Genomic DNA, 22276 nt, shown 5'->3' with positions numbered 1-22276 from the left:
ACTATTGAGCTTCATTTCGGTCTTCATCAACCTTATGAAGACCTTTTCTTGAACTAATGCGCTTCATTTCGGTCTTCATCAACCTTATGAAGACCTTTTCTTGAACTATTGAGCTTCGTTCCGGTCTTCATCAACCTCATGAAGACCTTCTCTTGAACTAAATAGCTTAGTATTGGTTTTTATCGTTCTTATGAAGACTTAAAACAACCTACAATAAACCTTCATTGAATAAATTAGCTATTCTAAACTGATAATTTTACTCTTGTTATTCACTAACAATCTGTTTTAATTCAGGAATAAACTCAAAGACTTGTTCTATAGGTATAGCTAAACCATGACCTTCTTCTTGATTCCCGATCGAGGGAATCATTCTTGCATAAACAATTCCAACAACTTCACCAGCTTGAGAGATTACCGGACTTCCTGAATGCCCTGGGAAAATGGGATTCGTAATTTTCATCACTTGGTAAGGCTGTTCATTATTAACGATTTCACCTTCGTTTACTATTTGGGTCTGTGTAAGTGGATTACCAATTACATATATACTCTCATGCTCTTTTGCATCAGAAATTCGTAAAGGTAGATGAGGTAAATTTTCTCCTTCCACTTTTAAAAGTGCTACATCCAAGTCTTCATCCGATTGCAAAACATCAACATGATATATTTCTCCGCCCGGAAACACAGCGGCTAATGGTTGTCGATTGTCAATAACATGGTGGTTCGTCAAAATATATCCATCATCTGATATAGCAAAGCCTGTTCCTTTGCCTCCATTTCCCTGTATTGTAACGACTGCTTCTTTATAATTAATAATATGTTCATACTGACTTAACTCTTCTGAGGTTCGAGCTAGTTCACGATTATCTTTAGAAAAAAGGGAAAACCAAATATTGGCTCCTTGTAAAATTAACACAACAGCAATCCCAATCCCGATAAAACGTCTCATAAACTTTTGGGACTTTTTCTTTTCTATGTCTTCCTCTGTTTCTTCTTCATCAAATAAAAAGTCTTCTGGAGTCGGAACATATTCCTCTTCTTTTGGTTGATCCTCTTCAAATTTACCTTCGTCTTTCATATGATCTCCCCTTTAACAGAGACTTATTGATTTCTTCCTTCAAGTTTACCAAAAAACAAAAGATGATGACAAACCTCTATATTGGTCGCTAGCTTAATTTTGCTTTATACTATAGTAAAGATAAAAATAGATAGGGGGCTAATAAATGGAATTAATTCAAATCGAAGAAGTACAGCATTTAATAGACTTATTCGCTAAACAAGAAGTATATTTGCATTTAGAGACGACAAATGGGGCTTATGCTTCTCATAATGATGAGTCCTTTTATTCTGCTAGTGCTTATATTCGAAATGCCAAAGTTCAATATGAACATGGTAAAATAATTGGTTCTGGACCGTACCGAGTAGGTTTAAAGATTGAAATTGGTTGGGTATATGCAGAAGGTTTAACTCATTTTGAACTAGACAGCGCTGGTAGGTTATTACTAGCAGGTCACGGTCATGATGGAAAACTAGGTGTTGCACTCGAAATTAGTAAAACACCTTTTGAATAGAGAGGAGACTTACCATGAATAAAGAAGATCAAGTTCTCGTCATCTTTCCCACCCAGATGATGAAGCCTTTGGAGTATCAGGAACGATCTCTATGCACATAGCTAATGGAACCCCTGTTACATATGCATGTTTAACACTTGGTGAAATGGGAAGAAACTTAGGCAATCCTCCCTTTGCTACACGAGAGTCACTTCCAAAGATTCGTAAACAGGAATTGATAAAAGCAGCTGAAGCCATGGGCATTCAAGATTTAAGAATGCTTGGATTTCGAGACAAAACAATTGAATTCGAAAATGATGAAAAAATGGTTCAATTAGTCGAAGCGCTTATTCATGAATTAAACCCTTCGCTTGTCATTAGCTTTTATCCTGAATATTCAGTTCACCCCGATCATGATGCAACGGGAAGAGCAGTCGTTCGAGCAATGGAACGAATGGATAAAGATGCTCGCCCTACACTTCATTGTGTAGCTTTTGCTAATAATCATGAACAGGAAATTGGTCCACCTGATCACATTATCAATGTTTCAAAGTTTGCCGAACAAAAGAAAGCTGCTATGAAAGCTCATCTCTCTCAAACAGCTTGGATGTTAAAGGAAATGGAGCCAAAATGGGAAAACGGGGATAAAGTAGCGCTTGAGTGGCTTCACACTGAACGTTTCTGGACTTATCCATTTCATAATTAACTAAAAAGGTGTATCCAGAAATAACTTTTTGGATACACCTTTTTTCAATTAGGACTTGCACAATTTTACTAGTCCCCTTATAATATATAACTTGTATAAGAGATGAAGGGACTGATTCGGTGCTTTTAACTAGGCTTGGGGCTTATGAGGAGAAAAAAGACCCCGAAGAATTAAAGCAAAATTTAGAGGAACTTGAATTTCAAGTGTTTAGAATGCAAGAAAACATGAAAGAAATTGCGAAAAAATCGCAAATCGTTGGAATTGAACAAACAAGAGAAGAAAAATGGGTGATTGTGTCTATAGTAGATGATGGGCATGCCTGCAAAATCATGCTAAACGACTGTGACTCCGCGTACCATGGCCACTGGGATTTTTCGATTCAAGCAAAATATGAAAATGAATCGACCATCCATATTGGTGACATCAAAGGCGAAGAAAACAAGGGTTATGGCTCGATTTGTATGGATTACTTAAAAGAGTATGCACAAGAACAAAACGTCCAATACATCAAAGGCGACCTCGCCAAACGTGATTGGGACCATCTTGACAGACTCATCCATTTTTATGAAAAACATGATTTTGATGTTGAGATTGACCACGAAAATCAAAGTGGCTCAATCGTTTGCCAGCCCCATTTGTAGAATGGGGTTTTATTTTTTGTGAAGCTATTTTCGTAAACTTTTGTTTTTTTATGACTACAATAGGATTTTCTCTTTAACTTATAGAATTAACATTGTAAACGCTTTAACAATTGAGTGTATTAAGGAGTTGTCAGACTTGCAAATTAAAGCCATCTTGTTTGATGCTTATGGAACTTTATTTGATGTACATTCTATTACACAAGTTTGTGAACAGTACTACCCTGAAAACGGTATAACATAAGTCAATTATGGAGACAAAAGCAACTTGAATATACGTGGCTAAGAACTTTGATGGAGAGCTATGAAGACTTTCAGGTCGTCACTAAAGATGCATTAATCTTCACTTTAAATGAATTAAAGCTTGAGCAAGACGAAATTGTTTTAGCCAAGTTATTAAAAGCCTATTCGAGATTAACCCCTTTTCCTGAAGTAAAAGAAGCATTACAATCATTAGACTCGAAACAACTATCTATCTTATCGAATGGATCACCGGATATGTTGAATAAGGTTGTTGAACGAGCGGATCTGTCTCAACATTTTTCACATATAATAAGTGTTGATGAGTTAAGGAAATATAAACCCTCAATGGACGTATATCAGCAAGGTGTTTTAAAAACGGGTTATCAGAAAGATGAAATTTTATTTATCACTTCAAACCCCTGGGATGCATGTGGGGCAAAAACATTTGGATTCCATGTTTGTTGGATCAACCGGTCACAAAAGGCTTTTGACGAATTGGGAGTTCAGCCTGATGTGATAATAGAACATTTGGGGCAATTAACTGTAAAGCATGAGTTTTAAAATTCAAAAAGTACATTGGTCATACCAATGTACTTCTACTATTCATTAATAATCAACCGTTTCAAGCATAGCCCAGAAACTCGGTTCCATCCCCTCAATTGGTTCTCTTTCAGGTAGGAACAATGTAAACTCAATTAATTGACCATTATATTTTTTAGCTAAGTGTTTGATCGATGTTTTTTCACCATTTGACTCCACCATTTCGTGAAGAGCAAATTCAACATTAGAGAGTGGCACTTCCAACTCCTCTATATCTCCTTCTGCATGTTCCAGTAGATTCTTTTTTATATTCTCGGCATCTGCATCTGGACCATGAACTATCACACGAGCAAAATAATGTTGGTCAAACTTTGAGTAAATAATATCACGATTAGGCTCTTCACTTTCAAGTTGAAAATCCTCTAGAACATAAATGGAGTAACCAAGTCCGCTTCTGTTAAACTGGGCTTTTCTCATTTCTGTTTCGCCTTCTACGTGAACGGGGATCTCCTTAATCTCTGAAGCATCACTTCCTCCTGCTACTGCAGGATCTACTTCCACTACCTCTTCATCACCACTTGTTACATCTTCTAACTCTGATGTATCATTAGTACCACAAGCAACAAGGCCGATACTTACTGCTACCACCAATCCAGCTTTTAATAACTGTTTTAACATGATTACAACCTCCATAAGTAAATATTCATTATTTACTTATGAAACGAATAAGCTCTTTTAAAGGTTTCATTTGTTCTAACGAGTTAATAAATAACTTAATGTTCCTGTAAATAAGCCTAATAACGCTCCTCCAAGGACTTCTTCAGGCAGATGCCCTAATCTTTCCTTTAGTTGGTTCGTTCTTTCTTGGTTTGTAACTTGTTTATGCATTCCGTTTAATTGTTCAAGTTCTTGGTCCATTTCATTTACTTTAATGGTTAATTCCCCTGTTTGTCTTCGGATTCCTTGGGCATCGTACATGACAATTAATCCAAAAACCGTTGACAATGCAAAATCAACTGAAGAAATGCCACGATCTAATGCAACAAAAGTAGCTAATGCAGAAACACCAGCAGAATGAGAGCTAGGCATACCACCCGTTTCAAAAAAGATCGACGGTTCCCATTTCCCCGTTTGTGCTTTATTGATAGGGATCTTTAATGTCTGTGCAATACCAATTGTCGTTAATGCTGTAATCATTGGACGATTCATAGAATTCACCTCGTTTCTATCGTTTGAAAGAAGAGATACTTCTATTCATCATTCATTTTCATTTTTCTGCCAGCAAAAGGATAACTGTCGTTAAAACAAAAAAGCGTTTGATTAAATAAATAATCATAACGCTTTTTGAGGTTTTTTCGTTTTAAATAAGCTTTTAAAAATGTTTTTCCCTTTAAATGAATGGAGACAATCGCCAATAAACCAATTTACACATTCTTGTATGAGGAAATCATTTACTGATTTAGTTTTTGATTTTTCTTCCTAGTATAAATAAAGATAAACAGTAGAAAAGCAATTGGTATTATGACAGGACTTAACCCAATCAAGAAAACGAATACACTGGAACTTGCTTTAATTAAGACATTAATCGTATCTATAAAAAGTTTCTTCGAGCGGTCCCACGTATTTAGATCTTCACTTTGAATACTTGTTGCTAAACTATTTTCTTGTATGTGTATACTTAAGGTTGCATACTCAACCTGGTTGTTTAAATACTGTTTTCTTCCGAGCATCTGTTCAATTTCTGCTTGCACTTGAGCTAATTCCTTAGAAATTTTAAGTAAGTTTTCTGTATTGGTCGCATCATTCATAAACGATAATAACCGTTCTTCAACCACTCGTTTTGCCTTTAACCTAGATTCGAGATCTACATATTCCTCTGTAACATCATTTCCAGACGTTTGTTGTTCGATAATTTTCCAATCACTTGCCACTAGTTGTGAAATCATCGGCTGAAATTCTTGCTTAGGTAAACGAAGAACCATTGATCCAGATGGTTGATTCTCTCCTTGCTCATAGTAATAAGAATCGACAATATAGCCACCAACACTGGTTACTTTCTTTTGAATCTCATCTCGCGCTTTTTGATAATCTTTAACCTCAATCATGAAGTTGCCATGATAAATTACTTTACGATTATCGTTGGAAACGGCACTGTCCATCATAACAGCTTCCTCAGCCATCTCCATTTCCTCAATGCCACGTTCACCACCATACGATTTGGACGTACTCATATCCCCATCCATAGCAACCTCATTGGCCATTTCGGTATCGTGACTTTGATTACTGCATGCAATTATGACAAATACTAAGCTAAACATGAAGAAAAGTTTAAGCTTTTTCATGACCCACCTCTAATTCTCTATTTATTAATTAAACGCACAAAAAGCCAATTAAGTTACAACAAATTAATTTACTATTCTGGTTAATACATGTATAGGCTTACAGTGATTTACTCTAAGTTTCGAATAAGGTAAGCTTTATAAGCAAAATGATAAAAGGAGCTATGTAATGGAAATAATTGATCAGATTACTCATTTACAAATCATTAATCAGTTTTGGATCTTATTGTTTTTCCTGGTCCCTATGGTTCTTATTTCAAGAACAGTTGTAGCAGGTACTAGATTTTCACCTATTTTAATTATTGTTATTTTTGGCCTTTTGCTTGGCTTTATTTTAGTCAACGTTGGCATTGCTTCTCCCGGTTTAACAGAGTTCCCGTTTGTTGATTTAATGGCAAGAACAACAATTATTGCTCTTATTGTTTCTTTCTTTGTTGGTGGTCAAGAACTAAGAAAGATACTCGGAAACAAGGATCTTGAAGTAGATGATATTGTTGTACCGTCTGATGAGGAAACCATTCTAGGTACAAGTCGGACACAGTTCATCTTTATTATACGAGCGTTTTTTCTCTTACTTGGAATTGAAGGCTTTACGAGAATGATCTTACAAGGACAGAATGTAGAAGGGTTAGCCTTATACAATCCTTTGATTGCTTATATTGGAATTGTGTTAGCAATTATTTTTATAGACAATCGTGCTCAAATTAAGAATAAACACCTTTACATTAGAAAGGGCTTAATTGAACTGTTTCTTATTATCGTCGTTCTCGTCATTTCCTTTCATATCGCACAAGCATTTAGTACGATTATTGCACTACCTCAAATTTTCTTTGCCATGATGATATCAGCTGCACTAGGAGCAGTATTTTATAATTGGGCATTCGGACCTACTGTTCGCGCCCTTTTATTCGCAGGAATTCCAGTAGTGCTAGCGGCCAATTTCATGGTTGGTGGCTCTCGAATTGGTGATGCCTTTGTAATTGAAGGAATGAATTCCGTGTTGGCTTACGGATTTTTCGGTCAGTTGTTTTGGATGTTTGGTGGAATTGCATTAGTAATGTTGATTGCTAAAACAGCCCATACACGTAACTTAGCACCAGGAATGGCTGGATCACTTTCTCACTCCGGTCTTACAGGAGCTTGTACTGCTGGAGATTTCGGAAAAGTCGCAGCCAAACGTGCACCGATCATGATTAATATTCCGTTCTTTGGTCATGTATTTGTATTCTCTGTATTGGCCATTAGTGCGGAACGAGGTTCATTGTGGCTTGGTCCAACTGCTTTAATCGTTGCTGTCGGAATTGGCTTAACACTTTACTCGTTATTAAATTTACGAAAGGCTAACGGAGATGATCGTAAAGAGGTTAAAGCTTTAATGCAATTCTCATTTGGCTGGCAAATTTGTGCTGTTTTTGGAGGGCTTGCCTTACTTAGCTTAAGCACTATGTCCTTTGAATACACTGCAATGGCTCAAACATCAGCAATCTCACACTTCGGCCTATTTGCAGCGATTCAAGGAGAAATGTTTGGGATGGACGCTGCTTTATTAATTCCATTTATTTTCTCTATGCCATTTTTAGTCCATCCACTTGTTTTCTATATGTTTGGAAAAGCGATGGAAAGAGATGGAGAAATGCCAGTTAAACCTGTTTATATATTAGCTTTAATTGGTGTAATAGGTGTCTCCTATGCAATATTTCTTTCTTAGAAAACCTTTTTAAAATATTCTTCGTAAGCAATACTTTTGTAAACAAAGAAAGCTAGGAGCCATTCCTAGCTTTTTTTGTTCAGTAATATCATATTACTCACTTGTTATTCGATTGCCTGATATTTCTTAACGATTTCTTGTAGCTTCAACGCAAGTCCCATCTTGCCATCCACTTTTAATTGACCTGTCATAAAGGCCATTGTTGTGTTCAGATCATCTGCAAGTAATTTCAATAAATGTTTTTCAGAAAGAATTAACGTGACATCAGGTTCTGCGTGAACCTCCTCATGTAAGAAAGCTTGCCCCTCCTTTAGCTCCACTTGAACAGTGTTAGAATCCGTTATGTCAAATTGAAATACTCGATTTTTTTCTTCTTTAATATGCTCTGGAAACTCATTTACCTTATTTATAAAAACCTTAAGCTCGTTTACTACGCTCATTACTCTTACCTCCCTTAGTTTCTCTTTCATTTTATTCGCCGTTGATGTAAGCGATTCCTTTTTTATTTTGACGAATATTATCGAAATTCAGGAAAATAGTATTAATGATAGGAGGTTATGACATGGAAACAATGAGAATCTTACAATATGCTTGTTCTTTTCTAGGAGCTGGTTGTTTAATTTTTACATATATTCAAATGGCTAAAAAAAGCAAGAAAGAAAGTAAATAAGATCAAGTACATTTTCGAACGAATTTAGCTCAGAAAATACAGGAAAAAAGCATAAATTGCCATATGGCAACTTATGCTTTTAATTTTTCTTGACGATCTTCTTCTGACCCTGATAAGCCGAGAGTCTGGGCTGTTGAAGTATGAACTTCTTTTAGTAATTCAGGGTTTTCCATTAACGACATTCCGTAAGATGGAATCATTTCTTTTATTTTTGGTTCCCATTCTTTTAGTTGTTCTGGGAAGCATTTTGTAATCACTTCTAGCATTACATGAACAGCTGTTGAAGCCCCTGGAGAAGCTCCAAGTAGTGCCGCTATCGATCCGTCTGCTGCACTTACCACTTCCGTACCGAATTGAAGCGTGCCTTTGCCACCAGCCTCGGTGTCTTTAATCACTTGAACACGTTGACCGGCTACAACTAGATCCCAATCCTCACTTTTAGCATTCGGAAAGAATTCACGTAATTCTTCTAAGCGCTTTTCTTTTGATAACATTACTTGGTTAATTAAATATGTTGTCAATGAAACATTTTTTACACCGGCTGCCAACATAGTTAAAAGATTATCTGGTTTTACGGAAGTTATCAGATCAAACATGGACCCATGTTTCAAAAATTTCGGAGTAAAACCAGCAAAAGGTCCAAATAGTAATGATTTTTTGTTATCAATAAAGCGAGTATCTAGATGTGGAACTGACATTGGCGGAGCTCCAACCTTCGCTTTGCCATAAACCTTGGCATGATGCTGCTTAACAACATCTGGATTATTACACACCATGAAAATACCGCTAACCGGAAATCCTCCAATGTGTTTCCCCTCAGGAATTCCAGATTTCTGAAGAAGGTGTAAACTTCCTCCTCCGCCCCCGATAAAGACGAATTTAGCAGTGTGATGTTCAACAGTACCGCTTTCGAGATTGCGAACTTTTAACTCCCACAAACCGTCAGTAGTTCGCTTAATATCATTAACACTATGTCTATAATTAATTTCAACTTGTTCGTTTTCTAGATGATCGAACATCATACGCGTTAAAGCGCCAAAATTAACATCCGTACCAGAGTCAATTTTCGTTGCTGCAATTGGTTCGTCAGTTGCTCGGTCTTGCATAACAAGTGGCATCCATTCCGATAGTTTTACTGGGTCATCAGAAAATTCCATCCCTTCAAACAACGGATTCTTTGACATTGCTTCAAAACGATTCTTTAGAAATCTTACATTCTGCTCTCCTTGTACCAAACTCATGTGTGGTAAAGGCATGATAAAATCCTGTGGATTACGAAGCAAGTTGCTATTTACAAGATAAGACCAAAATTGTAACGAAACCTGAAATTGCTCATTAATTTTTATAGCTTTACTAATATCTACAGTTCCATCCGATTTTTCATCGGTATAGTTAAGTTCGCATAATGCAGCATGCCCTGTACCGGCATTATTCCATTCATTAGAACTTTCTTCTCCTGCGTTAGACAGCTTTTCAAAGACTTTAATATTCCAATCCGGTACTAATTCTTTTAGAAGTATCCCTAAAGTCGCACTCATAGCACCAGCACCAATTAAGATAACGTCTGTTTTAGTTTGTCTGTTGCTCATTTTTACCTTCCTTATACGCTAAGATTTGCAGAAAGGATGTAAGCGCTCCCTGCCAGGCGCGAAATAAGCCAGGACGCGACCACGGCACACATCTTTTCTGGATCAATTATACCTAGTCTTAGTTTATCATTTTGAACACTAGATTAAAAGATTTATTTATACGGATCTGAGAGTTACCGTTAATACAAAGCACCCATTTTCGCTAACAATACACTCACAATCAACTAAAATTGTTAAAATGTTACAACCTTCTAGTACCTAAAATAACAGAAATTTTCGTTATACCGATCGCTGTTGTTTATCCGTTCAATTATCACAAGAAAAAACCAAACCTCATCGATTTGGTTTAAACTACTCTCTTAAAATTAGCTTACAGCATTTTTTAGGTTCTTAGCTGTTATTTTCCAATGTGAATCAACCCATATAACTTGCTTATCTTTGATAATAAAACACTGCGGTGATTCATGTTTAACGCCTAATTGTTCAGCAATCGCATTAGAAACGGGTCTATGTTCAATTACCTTAACAAGTGCAAACTCTAAATTTGAATGTTCCTCTTGAAAATCTTGAAATTCATCATATGCAGCTGCACTAACTGGACAAGTTGTACTGTGCTTAAGTAAGATAACTGTTTTATTTTGGGTTGCTTCGTACAAATTTCCCCAATCTTCTAGAGTTTCTAAAAGTATCATTGCAACACACACTCCTTCTTGTAGTTAATACTTTCTAAGGCTCTTTTATTACCTTTAGAAAAGCTAATAAAACGATTAAAGAATTTAATCCTTATCTGTGTAGTACATTAAAGCAACTGCTCCCGGTCCTGTATGTGTGCTAATGACAGGCGATGTTTCTGTGATTGTGACAGGAATATTTTTCACTTGTTGAATCGCATCTTTAAGTTTATTGGCTAAAACTTCAGCTTCAACTTGCGCAATACCAATTGCCTTTACTTTTAATCCATCTGTTTCTTCAAGGAATTGTTTCTTAAAATATTCAATCATTTGTAAATGAGTCCGGACCTTATTTACAGGTGTATAAACACCATCAGCGAGGGAAGCAATCGGCTTAATTTTTAATAAAGATCCTAGTAGAGCTTTCCCTCGCCCAATCCGACCTCCCTTAGCAAGGTATTCTAATGTATCAACCATTAAGTAAAGAGAAGTATTAGCTTGAATTTCTTGCAAACGAGTCACAATCTCTTCAACGGAATGACCTTTTTCTGCCATTTCCGCTGCTTCAATTACTTGAAAACTCATGGCGTGAGAGATAAATTTCGAGTTAATTACGGTAACCTGATCCCCTACCAAATCTGCCCCTGTTTGCGCTGAGTTCACAGTACCACTCATTCCCTCTGTAAGATGGATAGAGATTACATGTGTTACTCCCGGTTCTGCTAAGAGTCTCCGATACGTTTGTTCAAAATAACCAACAGATGGTTGAGAACTCTTTGGGAGTTCTTCAGAAGATGTTAACAAGTTCACAAATTCTTTTTTTGTTATATCTACTCCATCTAAGTATGTTTTCCCTTTAACTGAAATTGATAACGGGATAATTTCAATTCCATATTGGTCAATTATTTCTGGTGATAAATCACTTGTTGAGTCAGTTACAATTTTTATAGCCATTTTTCTACATTCCCCTTTTGGTTCCCACCATCTTATTTATCTATAAAAAACATTAACTTCTCTTAATATACATGTCCAATTTTATCATAACATAGTAAATAAATCCTTTGAATTACTTTCCTATAGTAAAGTGAATATCTCGATAAGATATATGTTCAGGTAAAGCATCTTTTAAAGGCTTTAACCTTTCATCACCTATTTGCTGAACTGCTTCTAGGATTAATATACGGTCATTCTCATCCACATAATTCGAGAGATTAAGTTCAATCCCATCTTGCTGCGCTCTCAGCAAATGTTTAATGATCGTCTGCTCAGAAATTCCAAGCGAAATCGCTAACTCCTCAATCGTTTCGCCTTCTAAAAAGCGATGAGCGGTTTCCTTGTATTGCCCTTTTTTGGAAGAAGTTCTTTTGACAACTTCCAATTTTACGATTTCACCTGGCTGTTTATCCTTATGCTTTCTTAGAACCTCTAGAAAAACTTCCCCGTACTTTTCTTGTTTCATTTGTCCGACTCCAGAAATCGTTGAAAATTCTTCATCAGTAGTTGGAATATAACGACTCATCTCTCTTAACGTTTTATCGGAAAAGATCATATATGGCGGTAGTTTGCTTTCTGTTGATAACTGCTTTCTTAGTTCTCTTAAGGCTTCAAACACATCATCTTGTTCCTCAGGCTCTTTCAAAGTCTGTGTTTCAGTAACAAAAACCTCAGCTTGTCCTAGCAGAACATTTAAAGCTTTTTCAGTTAATTGTAGTGTTGGATACGTGGTCCCAGCTGGTAGTAAGTATTCTTCAGCTGTTAAAATATCGATAAACTCCGCAACATCTTTTTGAGTCCAGTCTTTAAGTAAACCATAAGTGGATACATTAGTTAATTGTGATTGTTTGATTTTTTGACTTGAAGATCCTACTAATACTTGTGCAATAATCGTTTTTCCAAAACGTTCCCTCACTCGTTTCACAGTCGAAAACACCATTTGAGCTTCTCTTGTTTTGTTAACCTTTTCTCCCGTTTGAAGGCAGTTGGAACATTTTCCGCATGTCTTATTTGTAGCATCACCAAAATAAAGCAAAATATATTGTTGCAAACAACGTTCTGTGTGTGAAAATGCAGTCATTTGTTGTAATTTCTTGTATTCCATCTCTTGTCTGTCAGCATTTCTATCCGATTGTTCTATTAAGAAGGCTTGAGTTCTAACGTCTTGAGAACTAAATAAAAGAATACATTCACTTTCTTCCCCATCTCGTCCTGCTCTCCCGGCTTCTTGATAGTACGCTTCTATCGTTCGCGGAATATTATAGTGAATCACAAATCGAACATTAGACTTGTCGATCCCCATCCCAAATGCATTGGTAGCTACTATTATCTTTACTTCATCGTGGATAAACGCTTCTTGACTTCTTGTTCTGTCCTCCTCGCTCATGCCACCATGGTATGCAGCAACTTCTATGCCATCTCTTCTTAGATGGGCATAGATTTGTTCAACTTCTTTACGAGTCGATGCATAAATAACCCCTGATTCTTTTCTTTTTGATTTCAAAAAAGAGTCGAGATAGCGTTTTTTGTCTAGCCCTTTTTTTACTTGAAAGGTAAGGTTCGCGCGTTCAAAACCTGTCGTAATAACATAGTCTTCGTCAATACCTAAAAACTGTTGTAAATCTTTACACACCTGTTTTGTCGCCGTAGCTGTCAAAGCTAGTACTACTGGTTTTTGGTTAAGGTGTTCTAACCAAGAAGATATAGATAAGTAGCTAGGTCTAAAATCATGCCCCCACTGCGACATACAGTGTGCCTCATCAATCGCAACTAATGAGAGTGGTAATTGATTGATTAATTGTTGGAATTGATATTGTTCCAACCTCTCAGGAGCAACGTAAACTAATTTATAAAAACCCTGTTTAATTTGTTGGACTCTTTCGTGTTCTTCTTTTGCTGATAATGAACTATTTAAGTATGTAGCTGGAACATTTAATTCAGTTAACGCATCAACTTGATCTTTCATTAAAGAAATTAATGGTGATATAACAAGCGTAAGTCCATCTAAAATGAGAGCTGGAATCTGATAGCATAACGATTTCCCTCCGCCTGTAGGCATGATTCCAATCGTATCTGTTCCATCCAAAATTTGCTTAATAATTTGTCGTTGACCGTTTCTAAAGGAATGATACCCGTAAATGGATTTTAATTTTTCTAGCGCTAATTGTAGTTTCTCGTTGTTCACGCTCACGTCCCAATCCTCCTTTTTTGAATGAGATAGCTTATGTTGGACAACTTAAACGTAAAAACAATAATGAGGTGAAGTCATGAACTTGACGTTAAATCAAAAGAATACGGTTTGCTTAGTAATTGTTTCATTAATTATGTTAGCACCTTTATTCATTACAATCTTTACTGGTGTCAGATTTGTTTCTGCAATAAGACTTTTCCCATTAGATTTTTCACTGTATTTTTCTGTTTTATTAGGAGCGATCATTGTTAACTATTCGATGAAGTCCACTAAGCTATTGACAATCACCATGCTAGCAACAGTTGGTGGTTTAGCGGTCTATTTTTTCTGGTTTATTTAATTAATTTTAATCGTACCACGCATGTCTAATCTGGTCGAGTATTTGTCGAAAACGAGATCACTTTAAAAAAATTTGTTAGAAAACTAGCCCCATGTCTACAATGAATGGTATAATTCATTCGATTATGGACATTGGAGGCATACATATTTATGATTACAGTAACTAATGTTGGTTTGCAGTATGGAGACCGCAAACTATTTGAAGATGTTAATATTAAATTCACGCCAGGAAACTGCTACGGGTTAATCGGAGCAAACGGAGCTGGTAAATCGACTTTTTTAAAAATTCTATCAGGTGACATTGACGCTCAGCAAGGCGATGTTCACATGAAACCAGGGCAAAGATTAGCAGTATTAAAACAAAATCATTTTGAATACGAAGAACAAGAAGTACTAACAACTGTTATTATGGGTCACGCTAGACTTTATCAAGTTATGCAAGAAAAAGATGCCATTTATATGAAAGAAGAATTTACCGACGAAGACGGGATTAAAGCGGCTGAACTCGAAGGTGAATTTGCAGAAATGAACGGGTGGGAAGCTGAATCTGAAGCTGCTATCCTGTTAAAAGGTTTAGGGATCTCAGAAGAACTACACACAAAGAAAATGGCTGATCTAGCTGGGGCAGAAAAAGTAAAAGTTCTTCTTGCTCAAACTCTCTTTGGTGAACCAGATGTATTACTTCTAGATGAGCCGACCAACCATTTAGATATTAAAGCAATTGAGTGGCTTGAAGAGTTTTTAATCAACTTCGAAAATACAGTCATTGTCGTTTCCCATGACCGTCATTTTCTTAATAAAGTTTGTACGCACATTGCTGACTTGGACTTTGGAAAAATCCAAATCTACGTTGGGAATTATGACTTTTGGTATGAATCTAGTCAATTGGCTCAAAGAATGGCTCAAGATCAAAACAAGAAAAAAGAAGAAAAAATCAAAGAATTACAAGCCTTTATCGCCCGGTTTAGTGCCAATGCTTCTAAGTCAAAGCAAGCGACTTCTCGTAAGAAGCTTCTTGATAAAATTGAGCTTGATGACATTCGACCATCTTCTAGAAAATATCCATACGTTCACTTCACTCCGGAACGCGAAATCGGAAATGATGTATTACGTGTAGAGGGACTTACAAAAACGATAGATGGTGAGAAAGTTCTAAACAATGTCAGCTTCGTGATGGAAAAAGAAGATAAAATCACTTTAGTCGGTGAGAACGAAATTGCTAAAACGACTTTGTTTAAAATTTTAGCAGGTGAAATGGAGCCTGACAGTGGAACTTTTAAATGGGGAATCACAACCTCACAAGCTTATTTCCCGAAAGATAACTCAAAATTCTTCGAAGGCTGTGACCTAAACTTAGTTGACTGGCTACGTCAATATTCACCACAAGATGATAGTGATACATTTCTACGTGGTTTCTTAGGGCGTATGCTCTTCTCAGGAGAAGAAGTAAAGAAAAAAGCAAATGTTCTTTCAGGAGGGGAAAAAGTTCGTTGTATGCTCTCTAAAATGATGTTGAGTGGCGCTAACGTCTTGCTTTTAGATGAACCAACCAATCACCTTGACTTAGAATCGATTACAGCCGTGAATAATGGTTTAATTAACTATAAAGGTGCCATGATCTTTACATCACATGACCATCAGTTCAATGAAACAATTGCCAATCGTGTAATTGAATTGACCAAAGATGGGGTAATTGATAAGCAAATGACGTATAATGAGTATTTACAAGCGAAGAAAAACTAACTTTAGGATTTAAGACGACTCCAACTGAGTCGTCTTGTTTATTCGGTTAAATTAACGAAATATTATTTATATTGAAATAGTTAATTTCATAGGAGGAAAGATACGTTATGCAAGCTAAAACCGCTTATTTACTAGCCATTTTAGGAGCAGCTTGTTGGGGTCTTATCGGATTATTTGTCCAGAATTTATATGAATATGGCTTCACTCCTTGGGAAGTCGTTGCTATCCGCTCTATTTTTGCCGCCGTTTTATTACTGGCTTATATGGCCATATTGAAGCGTGACGTTCTCAAAATTAACTGGAAACACGTCCCTCTCTTTATTGGCTCTGGTATTATTAGCATAGTTTTTTTCAACTGGTGCTTTTTCACTGTAATGGAACAAGCAAATCTCTCATTAGCTGTCGTTCTTTTATATACAGGACCATTATTTGTGACGATTTTATCGCGTATCTTTTTTAAAGAACTTCTTACTTTGCAAAAAGGAATTGCTATAATTGCCACTTTAATCGGCTGTGCATTTGTAGTTGGCTTTCTTCCATCCGTTAATAGCGTAATAACTGTTTCCACCCTTTTAATTGGAATTGGTTCTGGCTTCTTTTACGCTCTTTATAGTATTTTTGCTAAAGTAAGCAGTCGCTATTATGGTGCACTGACTATAACTGGCTATACTTACTTTTGCGCTGCTCTATTTATGCTAACAACGAGCCAGGTTACAACAAAGCTTTCTTTGTTTCTAGAAGCTCCAGTTTTATTTAACAGCCTCGGTCTTGCGATTATACCGACAATCGTTGCCTTTTTACTTTACACGAAAGGTTTAAGTCATGTTGAGTCTTCTCGAGCTTCCATCTTGTCAACAATTGAACCTGTTGTAGCTATTTGTGTTGGGTTCTTAGTTTTTCAAGATGTTCTTACTATCTGGCAATGGGTTGGTGTCTGCTTAGTTATTGCTTCTATTATTTTAGCAACCACCTCATCTAGTAAACAAAAACAGAAAAAAACAGCTCAAGCCCGTGTTTCTTAAAGCATACGGCGCTGGCGCTGTTTTTTTCTTTTTATTATTTGTACGGATACTAGTACAATAGCTACTGCAGCTAGTGCGTAGAGGACATGTTGAACAAAGCTCGACCAATCTGTTATGGATCTTCCGTAATAAAAACCGATAAAGAAATAAATAGATAACCAGACGAAAGCAGAACTAAAACTAACAATGGAAAATAGCCGATACTTAATTCCCGACATCCCTATACTAAAAGGGACTGCATGGCGGATAACAGGAAAGAAATAACTGAAACTAGCAGCTTTCAGACCGTACTCATCTAACAGCTCTCTCCCTTTCTCTGCTCGAGAATACCAGACTGAGTGTTTGTGTTTATTTTTATCAATATTTGAGTGTAAAGAGATAACCTGACCTATTACAAACAAAATCGTACCATGCAAGAATATACTACTAAAAAGAACTAGAAAAGTAGGAATAGGATCTAGTAGTTTCGTTGTCGCAAGCAACCCACCACTCATTAGAAGCACTTCGTTGGGGACAGGAAAGAAAAACAAGCCAATCGCTACAATAAAAAACAGGGCAATGTAGCCATATTGTTTAATAAAATCAATAAAAACAAATAATTCTTCCATATTCTCCTCCTTTCCTACACTTTAGTAAAAAAAGACAGCACCTGCTGTCTTATCCTTTAAAATATTCTTTATAATAGCCACCAATTTTACCAGTATTATCAATAACAAAGTAAAATTCCTCTGTTTCATTTTTTAGTTCATATGATTTACCAGCTGTTAAAGCACGGTTAACCATATATTTTTTTGCATCTGTATGAATACATTCAATCGTACGAATTGTTTCTTTTTCAGCCCAAGTTTGATGAATCATGTAAGGACAACTCTCTTTCTCTGTGTGTATAGTACCATTATAATGGTAAATTTTAAATTTGCAAACCAGAATACCTGTATGTAACTAAATTGTAAAACAAAAGCAGAAAAGGCCAACCTAACAGGTCAGCCTTCTCGCTTATTAACCTTCTAATAAAAGATTCTCTGGATCTTCTAACAAATTCTTAACTGTCACTAAGAATCCAACAGCCTCTTTTCCATCAACAATTCGGTGATCATAAGAAAGTGCGATATACATCATTGGGCGATTTTCAAAGCGTTCTTGATCAATCGCTACTGGTCTCCACTGAATCTTATGCATACCTAGAATACCAACTTGAGGAGCATTTAAGATTGGTGTTGACATAAGTGAACCGAATACACCACCGTTTGTGATAGTGAATGTTCCACCTTGTAAGTCAGCAATTGATAACTTGTTATCACGTGCTTTTTTACCTAGTTCACCAATTCCACGTTCAATACCAGCAAAGCTTAGACGATCAGCATCTCTTAAAACAGGAACAACTAATCCCTCATCAGTTGAAACAGCACAGCCAATGTCATAATATTTCTTGATAAGAAGTTCATCACCTTGAATCTCGGCATTTAGCAAAGGATACTGCTTAAGAGCCGCTACAACTGCTTTTGTAAAGAAAGACATAAAACCAAGTTTCACACCATTTTTATCAACAAAAGCATCTTTTCGACGATTACGCACTTCCATTACCGCTGTCATATCAACTTCGTTAAAAGTTGTAAGCATTGCCGCTGTTTGTTGTGATTCTACAAGGCGCTTAGCAATCGTTTGGCGACGACGTGACATCTTCACACGTTCTGCTGGCTTTGTAGGATCTTCAGACGTAACAGGTGCAGCTGGTGCTTTTTTAGCTGGTGCAGCCGGAGCCGAAGGTGCTTGAGTTGATTTCGTACCATGAGACTCAACGTCTTGCTTACGAACACGTCCAAGAGGATCGGTTGTGCTAACCTGTTGTAAGTCAATTCCTTTTTCACGAGCTAATTTTCTCGCTGCAGGTGAAGCAAGCGGACGATCAGTAGAGCTAACTACCTTTTCTTCCTTTGCTGCAGGAATTGTTTCTTTAACTTCTTTTTCAGTTGAAGGTGCAGGAGTAGATTCCACTTCGGCAGTATTTTCACTTGCACTACCACTTTCATCTATAACAGCAATAACTTCTCCAACCTCGACCGTATCACCAGGTTCTCTTTTAAATTCTTTGATAACTCCTGAGTGCTCTGCTACGATTTCAACATTGACTTTATCTGTTTCTAACTCAGCGATGAACTCTCCTTGGTTAACATGCTCTCCAACTTCTTTTAACCATTGAGCAATCGTTCCTTCTGTAATCGACTCTGCTAGTTCTGGTACTTTAATTTCAATCACGGAAAAGGCCTCCTCTTATTGTTTACGTGTTAACGATTCAGTTACAATTCGTTCTTGTTCTTTTTTATGTGCGACTGGGTCTCCTTCTGCTGGGCTTGAACGATGTGTACGTCCGATATAGCTCACAGCTGTCCCTTCAGGAGTGATCTCACGAATACGTGACTCGATGTAAGGCCAAGCACCCATGTTTTTCGGTTCTTCTTGAACCCAGACGATTTCCTTGAGATTGCTATAGCGAGCAAACAATTCACGAATTTGCTTTTTCGGGAACGGATATAACTCTTCTACTCTCGCAATATGCAACCAATCCCAGTTTTCATCTTCATTCTTTTTAACGCGATCAGATAAATCAATTGCCACTTTACCACTACATAAAACAATACGCTCCACTTGCTCAGTATTCGAACCAAGTCCAGTCTGTTCAAACACCGGTAAAAATTCACTTTCAGAGAATTCTTCGTGTGTTGAGGCAACTACTTGGTTACGTAATAAACTCTTAGGAGTCATGATAATTAATGGGCGAACTGCATCCTTTTCAAGAATTTTAGCTTGCCTTCTTAAAATATGGAAATATTGTGCAGCAGACGTACAGTTTGCAATTGTCCAGTTATTTTCTGCAGCAAGAACTAAGAAACGTTCAACACGACCACTTGAGTGCTCAGGTCCTTGACCCTCGTAACCATGTGGCAATAAGATTACTAATCCTGATTTCTGACCCCATTTTGCACGACCAGCCGAAATCCATTGGTCGAACATTACTTGAGCCCCATTAGCGAAATCTCCGAACTGAGCTTCCCATAAAACAAGTGTTTCTGGTGCATGCACATTATATCCGTATTCAAAACCAACAACAGCTTGCTCAGAAAGAGGACTGTTATACACAGCAAATGATGCATTGGCTTTATCAAACGTTTGTAGCGGTGTATGCATTTCATTTGTATCACGATCATGTAAGACTAAATGACGATGAGCAAATGTTCCACGCTCAGAATCTTGACCACTTAATCTAATTGGCGTTCCATCATGAAGAATGGTCGCAAAAGCAAGTGTTTCAGCCAAAGCCCAATCAATTTTTCCGTTTTCTTCAAAAGATAGAAGACGACGTTTCAAAATTTTCTCTAGCTTTGTGTTTGCTGAAAAGCTTTCAGGCCACTTTAATAAGTCCTCATTGATTTCTTTCAATAACTCAATCGGAACACTTGTCTTCACACGTGGTAGTCCGTTTACTACTACATCAGGTGGTGTCATTTCTTTTATTTGATTAGACTTGTTACCCACTACGTCGTCATATTGGGTTTGAAGGTAGTCTTGAACCTCTTTATCTAATTCATCACCGTACTTGGAATCAATAACTGACTTCTCAGTTAGTTGATTTACGTAAATCTCGCGAGCAGTTGGGTGCTTACGAATTAAATGATACGTGTGTGGCTGAGTCACTGCAGGCTCATCCATCTCGTTATGACCTAAACGACGGTACCCAATTAAATCAATTAAGAAATCTTTCTTAAAACGCTTGCGATATTGAACAGCTAAGTGAATAGTAGCCAAACATGCTTCTGGATCATCGGCATTCACATGAATAATTGGAATTTCGAATCCTTTAGCTGGATCACTGGCATATGTAGTTGAACGTGAATCATATGTCTCAGTCGTAAAGCCAATATTGTTGTTAGCGATGATATGAAGAGACCCACCAGTCTGATAACCTTTCAATCGGCTAAGGTTCAACGTTTCAGTCACAATTCCCTGTCCTGGGAAAGCAGCATCTCCATGAATTAAGATAGAATATGCTTTTGAAACAGTTTGCTCAGGAAAGCCTTTTGAAGTTCTTACTTCTTGAGCTGCTCTTGCATAACCTTCAACTATTGGACTAACAAATTCCAAGTGACTTGGATTATTTGCTAGAGACACAGTTGCTTCAGCTGTGTTTTCTTCACGAATTTGACGATCTGCACCTAAGTGATATTTCACATCCCCAGTCCAACCATTAATTCCTTTGGAACCACCAGATGGATCTTGGTCCTTACTTGGCGCATGTAAAAATTCTGAGAATATCATTTTATAAGGTTTGCTTAACGTATGTGCTAAAACATTTAAGCGACCACGATGGGCCATTCCAATTAAAACATTTTGAGTTCCTTCATGAACGACTTCACGAACAGCTTCATCAAGCATCGGAACTAACATATCCAATCCTTCAATCGAGAAACGCTTTTGACCAACGAATGTACGATGAACAAATTTCTCAAAGCCTTCTACTTGAGTTAGTCGTTTTAAAAGATTTAACCTTTGTTGTTTTGTCAAGTTTGGTAAATACATCCCAGACTCAACCATTTTCATTAACCACTCACGCTCTTCCATGTCATGTACATGGTTAAATTCAAAGGCTGTTGTTTTTGTGTAAACAGCTTTTAAGTGATTGATGGCATCTAGTCCATTTTTAACATGAGCTGGAGCGTAAGGACATAGCATGTCTACTGGTACTTGTTTTAAGAACTCTTCTGTTAGATCATATTGACTTAGTTCTAATAAATGAGTATGTGTTTCATTTTTAGATATAGGATTAATATCTGAAACTAAATGACCTTTTCTACGAATCATATCTGCTAATTTAACAGCATTTACGAACTTCCTTACTGTATCAGGTGAGGCAGCAGAAACACCAGAATCAGCAACAGCTACATTCTGACTTCTATTTGACTGTTGTTCGTCCACAGGCGGTGGACCCCAAATGTCGAATAACTCTCTAAGATCTGCTTCTACAGCTTCAGGGTTTTTTGAATACTCTTCGTAAAGCTCAATTGCTACGCCAAGATTCGGACCATGAAACCCTTGCCATGGTTCTTCCGCTTTGTGCCCCTTGCTTGACATAAAATAATGACCTCCTAGTTTAACTTAAAAGTTAAATCTATGAATTTGAATTAAATGTAACGCTTTCATTACCATTTTAACATGATTGTCACAATTGTTAAAGGATATTTCTAACTTTTTTAGACCAATCTAATTGACATTTTCCCAAATTGTCATCACATTAGAAATAACAACTCACAATAAGAAATTTTAAATCTTTTTATTCAGAAA

At 36.9% G+C, this 22276-nt stretch carries 20 protein-coding genes and 1 pseudogene; 8 read left to right on the top strand and 13 right to left on the bottom strand.

Annotated features, from left to right (window positions below):
• Window positions 1-265 precede the first annotated feature (265 nt).
• On the bottom strand, window positions 266-1075 hold the full coding sequence (locus JCM9157_RS16905) for a S1C family serine protease (protein WP_035666573.1): 810 nt from the start codon (window positions 1073-1075) through the stop codon (window positions 266-268).
• A 145-nt stretch (window positions 1076-1220) separates the two neighbouring features.
• Between JCM9157_RS16905 and JCM9157_RS16900 the strand changes: the two genes are divergently transcribed.
• The 4 genes and pseudogenes from JCM9157_RS16900 to JCM9157_RS16885 all read left to right on the top strand — a co-directional run bounded on the left by JCM9157_RS16900 (window position 1221) and on the right by JCM9157_RS16885 (window position 3695).
• Complete coding sequence (locus JCM9157_RS16900; protein WP_035666572.1) at window positions 1221-1568, top strand: YojF family protein; 348 nt, start codon at window positions 1221-1223, stop codon at window positions 1566-1568.
• A 14-nt stretch (window positions 1569-1582) separates the two neighbouring features.
• Window positions 1583-2253: pseudogene (bshB2, locus tag JCM9157_RS16895) on the top strand (bacillithiol biosynthesis deacetylase BshB2).
• A gap of 119 nt (window positions 2254-2372) precedes the next feature.
• Window positions 2373-2894 (top strand): GNAT family protein, encoded by a 522-nt coding sequence (locus JCM9157_RS16890; protein ID WP_035666571.1) that lies wholly within the window; start codon window positions 2373-2375, stop codon window positions 2892-2894.
• A 291-nt stretch (window positions 2895-3185) separates the two neighbouring features.
• The gene (locus JCM9157_RS16885) at window positions 3186-3695 is read left to right on the top strand and encodes a haloacid dehalogenase type II (RefSeq protein ID WP_235715041.1); all 510 of its coding nucleotides are present in this window, start codon (window positions 3186-3188) and stop codon (window positions 3693-3695) included.
• Window positions 3696-3740: 45 nt separating this feature from the next.
• Here JCM9157_RS16885 and JCM9157_RS16880 read toward each other — a convergent pair whose 3' ends face one another.
• From JCM9157_RS16880 to JCM9157_RS16870, 3 genes are all read right to left on the bottom strand, one after another.
• The gene (locus tag JCM9157_RS16880) at window positions 3741-4352 is read right to left on the bottom strand and encodes a DUF8580 domain-containing lipoprotein (protein ID WP_035666569.1); all 612 of its coding nucleotides are present in this window, start codon (window positions 4350-4352) and stop codon (window positions 3741-3743) included.
• Window positions 4353-4427: 75 nt separating this feature from the next.
• Window positions 4428-4883, bottom strand: coding sequence for a divergent PAP2 family protein (locus JCM9157_RS16875; RefSeq protein ID WP_035666567.1), 456 nt, complete (start codon window positions 4881-4883; stop codon window positions 4428-4430).
• Between the two features lie 242 nt (window positions 4884-5125).
• On the bottom strand, window positions 5126-6016 hold the full coding sequence (locus JCM9157_RS16870) for a DUF4349 domain-containing protein (protein ID WP_052013216.1): 891 nt from the start codon (window positions 6014-6016) through the stop codon (window positions 5126-5128).
• A gap of 166 nt (window positions 6017-6182) precedes the next feature.
• On the opposite strand from JCM9157_RS16870, the gene JCM9157_RS16865 reads away from it, so the two are divergent.
• Window positions 6183-7721: a hypothetical protein gene (locus JCM9157_RS16865; RefSeq protein WP_035666566.1), complete on the top strand. Its 1539-nt coding sequence runs from the start codon at window positions 6183-6185 to the stop codon at window positions 7719-7721.
• Between the two features lie 104 nt (window positions 7722-7825).
• Here JCM9157_RS16865 and JCM9157_RS16860 read toward each other — a convergent pair whose 3' ends face one another.
• The 5 genes from JCM9157_RS16860 to recQ form a co-directional block, all read right to left on the bottom strand.
• Entirely contained in the window at window positions 7826-8161 is a 336-nt protein-coding gene (locus JCM9157_RS16860; protein WP_035666564.1) for an SCP2 sterol-binding domain-containing protein, read from the bottom strand.
• Window positions 8162-8462: 301 nt separating this feature from the next.
• Window positions 8463-9980 (bottom strand): malate:quinone oxidoreductase, encoded by a 1518-nt coding sequence (locus tag JCM9157_RS16855; protein WP_035666562.1) that lies wholly within the window; start codon window positions 9978-9980, stop codon window positions 8463-8465.
• Window positions 9981-10345: 365 nt separating this feature from the next.
• Window positions 10346-10672 (bottom strand): bacillithiol system redox-active protein YtxJ, encoded by a 327-nt coding sequence (gene ytxJ, locus JCM9157_RS16850; protein WP_035666561.1) that lies wholly within the window; start codon window positions 10670-10672, stop codon window positions 10346-10348.
• An 84-nt stretch (window positions 10673-10756) separates the two neighbouring features.
• Window positions 10757-11605, bottom strand: coding sequence for a DegV family protein (locus tag JCM9157_RS16845; protein WP_035666560.1), 849 nt, complete (start codon window positions 11603-11605; stop codon window positions 10757-10759).
• Between the two features lie 112 nt (window positions 11606-11717).
• Window positions 11718-13835, bottom strand: a complete 2118-nt coding sequence (gene recQ / locus JCM9157_RS16840; RefSeq protein ID WP_369384768.1) for a DNA helicase RecQ — start codon at window positions 13833-13835, stop codon at window positions 11718-11720.
• A gap of 76 nt (window positions 13836-13911) precedes the next feature.
• Here recQ and JCM9157_RS16835 point away from each other — a divergent pair, with 76 nt between their 5' ends.
• The 3 genes from JCM9157_RS16835 (at window position 13912) to JCM9157_RS16825 (ending at window position 16939) form a co-directional block, all read left to right on the top strand.
• A complete protein-coding gene (locus JCM9157_RS16835; protein ID WP_035666559.1) occupies window positions 13912-14175 on the top strand; it encodes a hypothetical protein in 264 nt (87 codons plus the stop codon).
• 149 nt (window positions 14176-14324) lie between these two features.
• Complete coding sequence (locus JCM9157_RS16830) at window positions 14325-15917, top strand: ABC-F family ATP-binding cassette domain-containing protein (RefSeq protein WP_035666557.1); 1593 nt, start codon at window positions 14325-14327, stop codon at window positions 15915-15917.
• Window positions 15918-16024: 107 nt separating this feature from the next.
• Window positions 16025-16939 carry a DMT family transporter gene (locus JCM9157_RS16825; RefSeq protein WP_035666556.1) on the top strand — a complete coding sequence of 305 codons (915 nt, stop codon included), beginning with the start codon at window positions 16025-16027 and terminating at the stop codon, window positions 16937-16939.
• Here the strand turns inward: JCM9157_RS16825 and JCM9157_RS16820 are convergent.
• The 4 genes from JCM9157_RS16820 to JCM9157_RS16805 all read right to left on the bottom strand — a co-directional run bounded on the left by JCM9157_RS16820 (window position 16936) and on the right by JCM9157_RS16805 (window position 22066).
• The gene (locus tag JCM9157_RS16820; protein WP_035666555.1) at window positions 16936-17547 is read right to left on the bottom strand and encodes a DedA family protein; all 612 of its coding nucleotides are present in this window, start codon (window positions 17545-17547) and stop codon (window positions 16936-16938) included. The genes JCM9157_RS16825 and JCM9157_RS16820 overlap by 4 nt on opposite strands.
• A 49-nt stretch (window positions 17548-17596) precedes the next feature.
• Window positions 17597-17797, bottom strand: a complete 201-nt coding sequence (locus tag JCM9157_RS16815; RefSeq protein WP_035666554.1) for a DUF6501 family protein — start codon at window positions 17795-17797, stop codon at window positions 17597-17599.
• Between the two features lie 141 nt (window positions 17798-17938).
• Entirely contained in the window at window positions 17939-19195 is a 1257-nt protein-coding gene (gene odhB, locus JCM9157_RS16810; protein WP_035666553.1) for a 2-oxoglutarate dehydrogenase complex dihydrolipoyllysine-residue succinyltransferase, read from the bottom strand.
• A gap of 15 nt (window positions 19196-19210) precedes the next feature.
• Window positions 19211-22066, bottom strand: coding sequence for a 2-oxoglutarate dehydrogenase E1 component (locus tag JCM9157_RS16805; RefSeq protein ID WP_035666552.1), 2856 nt, complete (start codon window positions 22064-22066; stop codon window positions 19211-19213).
• Window positions 22067-22276: the final 210 nt, after the last annotated feature.

Source organism: Halalkalibacter akibai JCM 9157 (assembly GCF_000513135.1).
GTDB classification, from domain to species: Bacteria; Bacillota; Bacilli; order Bacillales; family Bacillaceae_D; genus Halalkalibacter; species Halalkalibacter akibai.
This window is presented reverse-complemented; position numbering and strand designations above follow the sequence as displayed.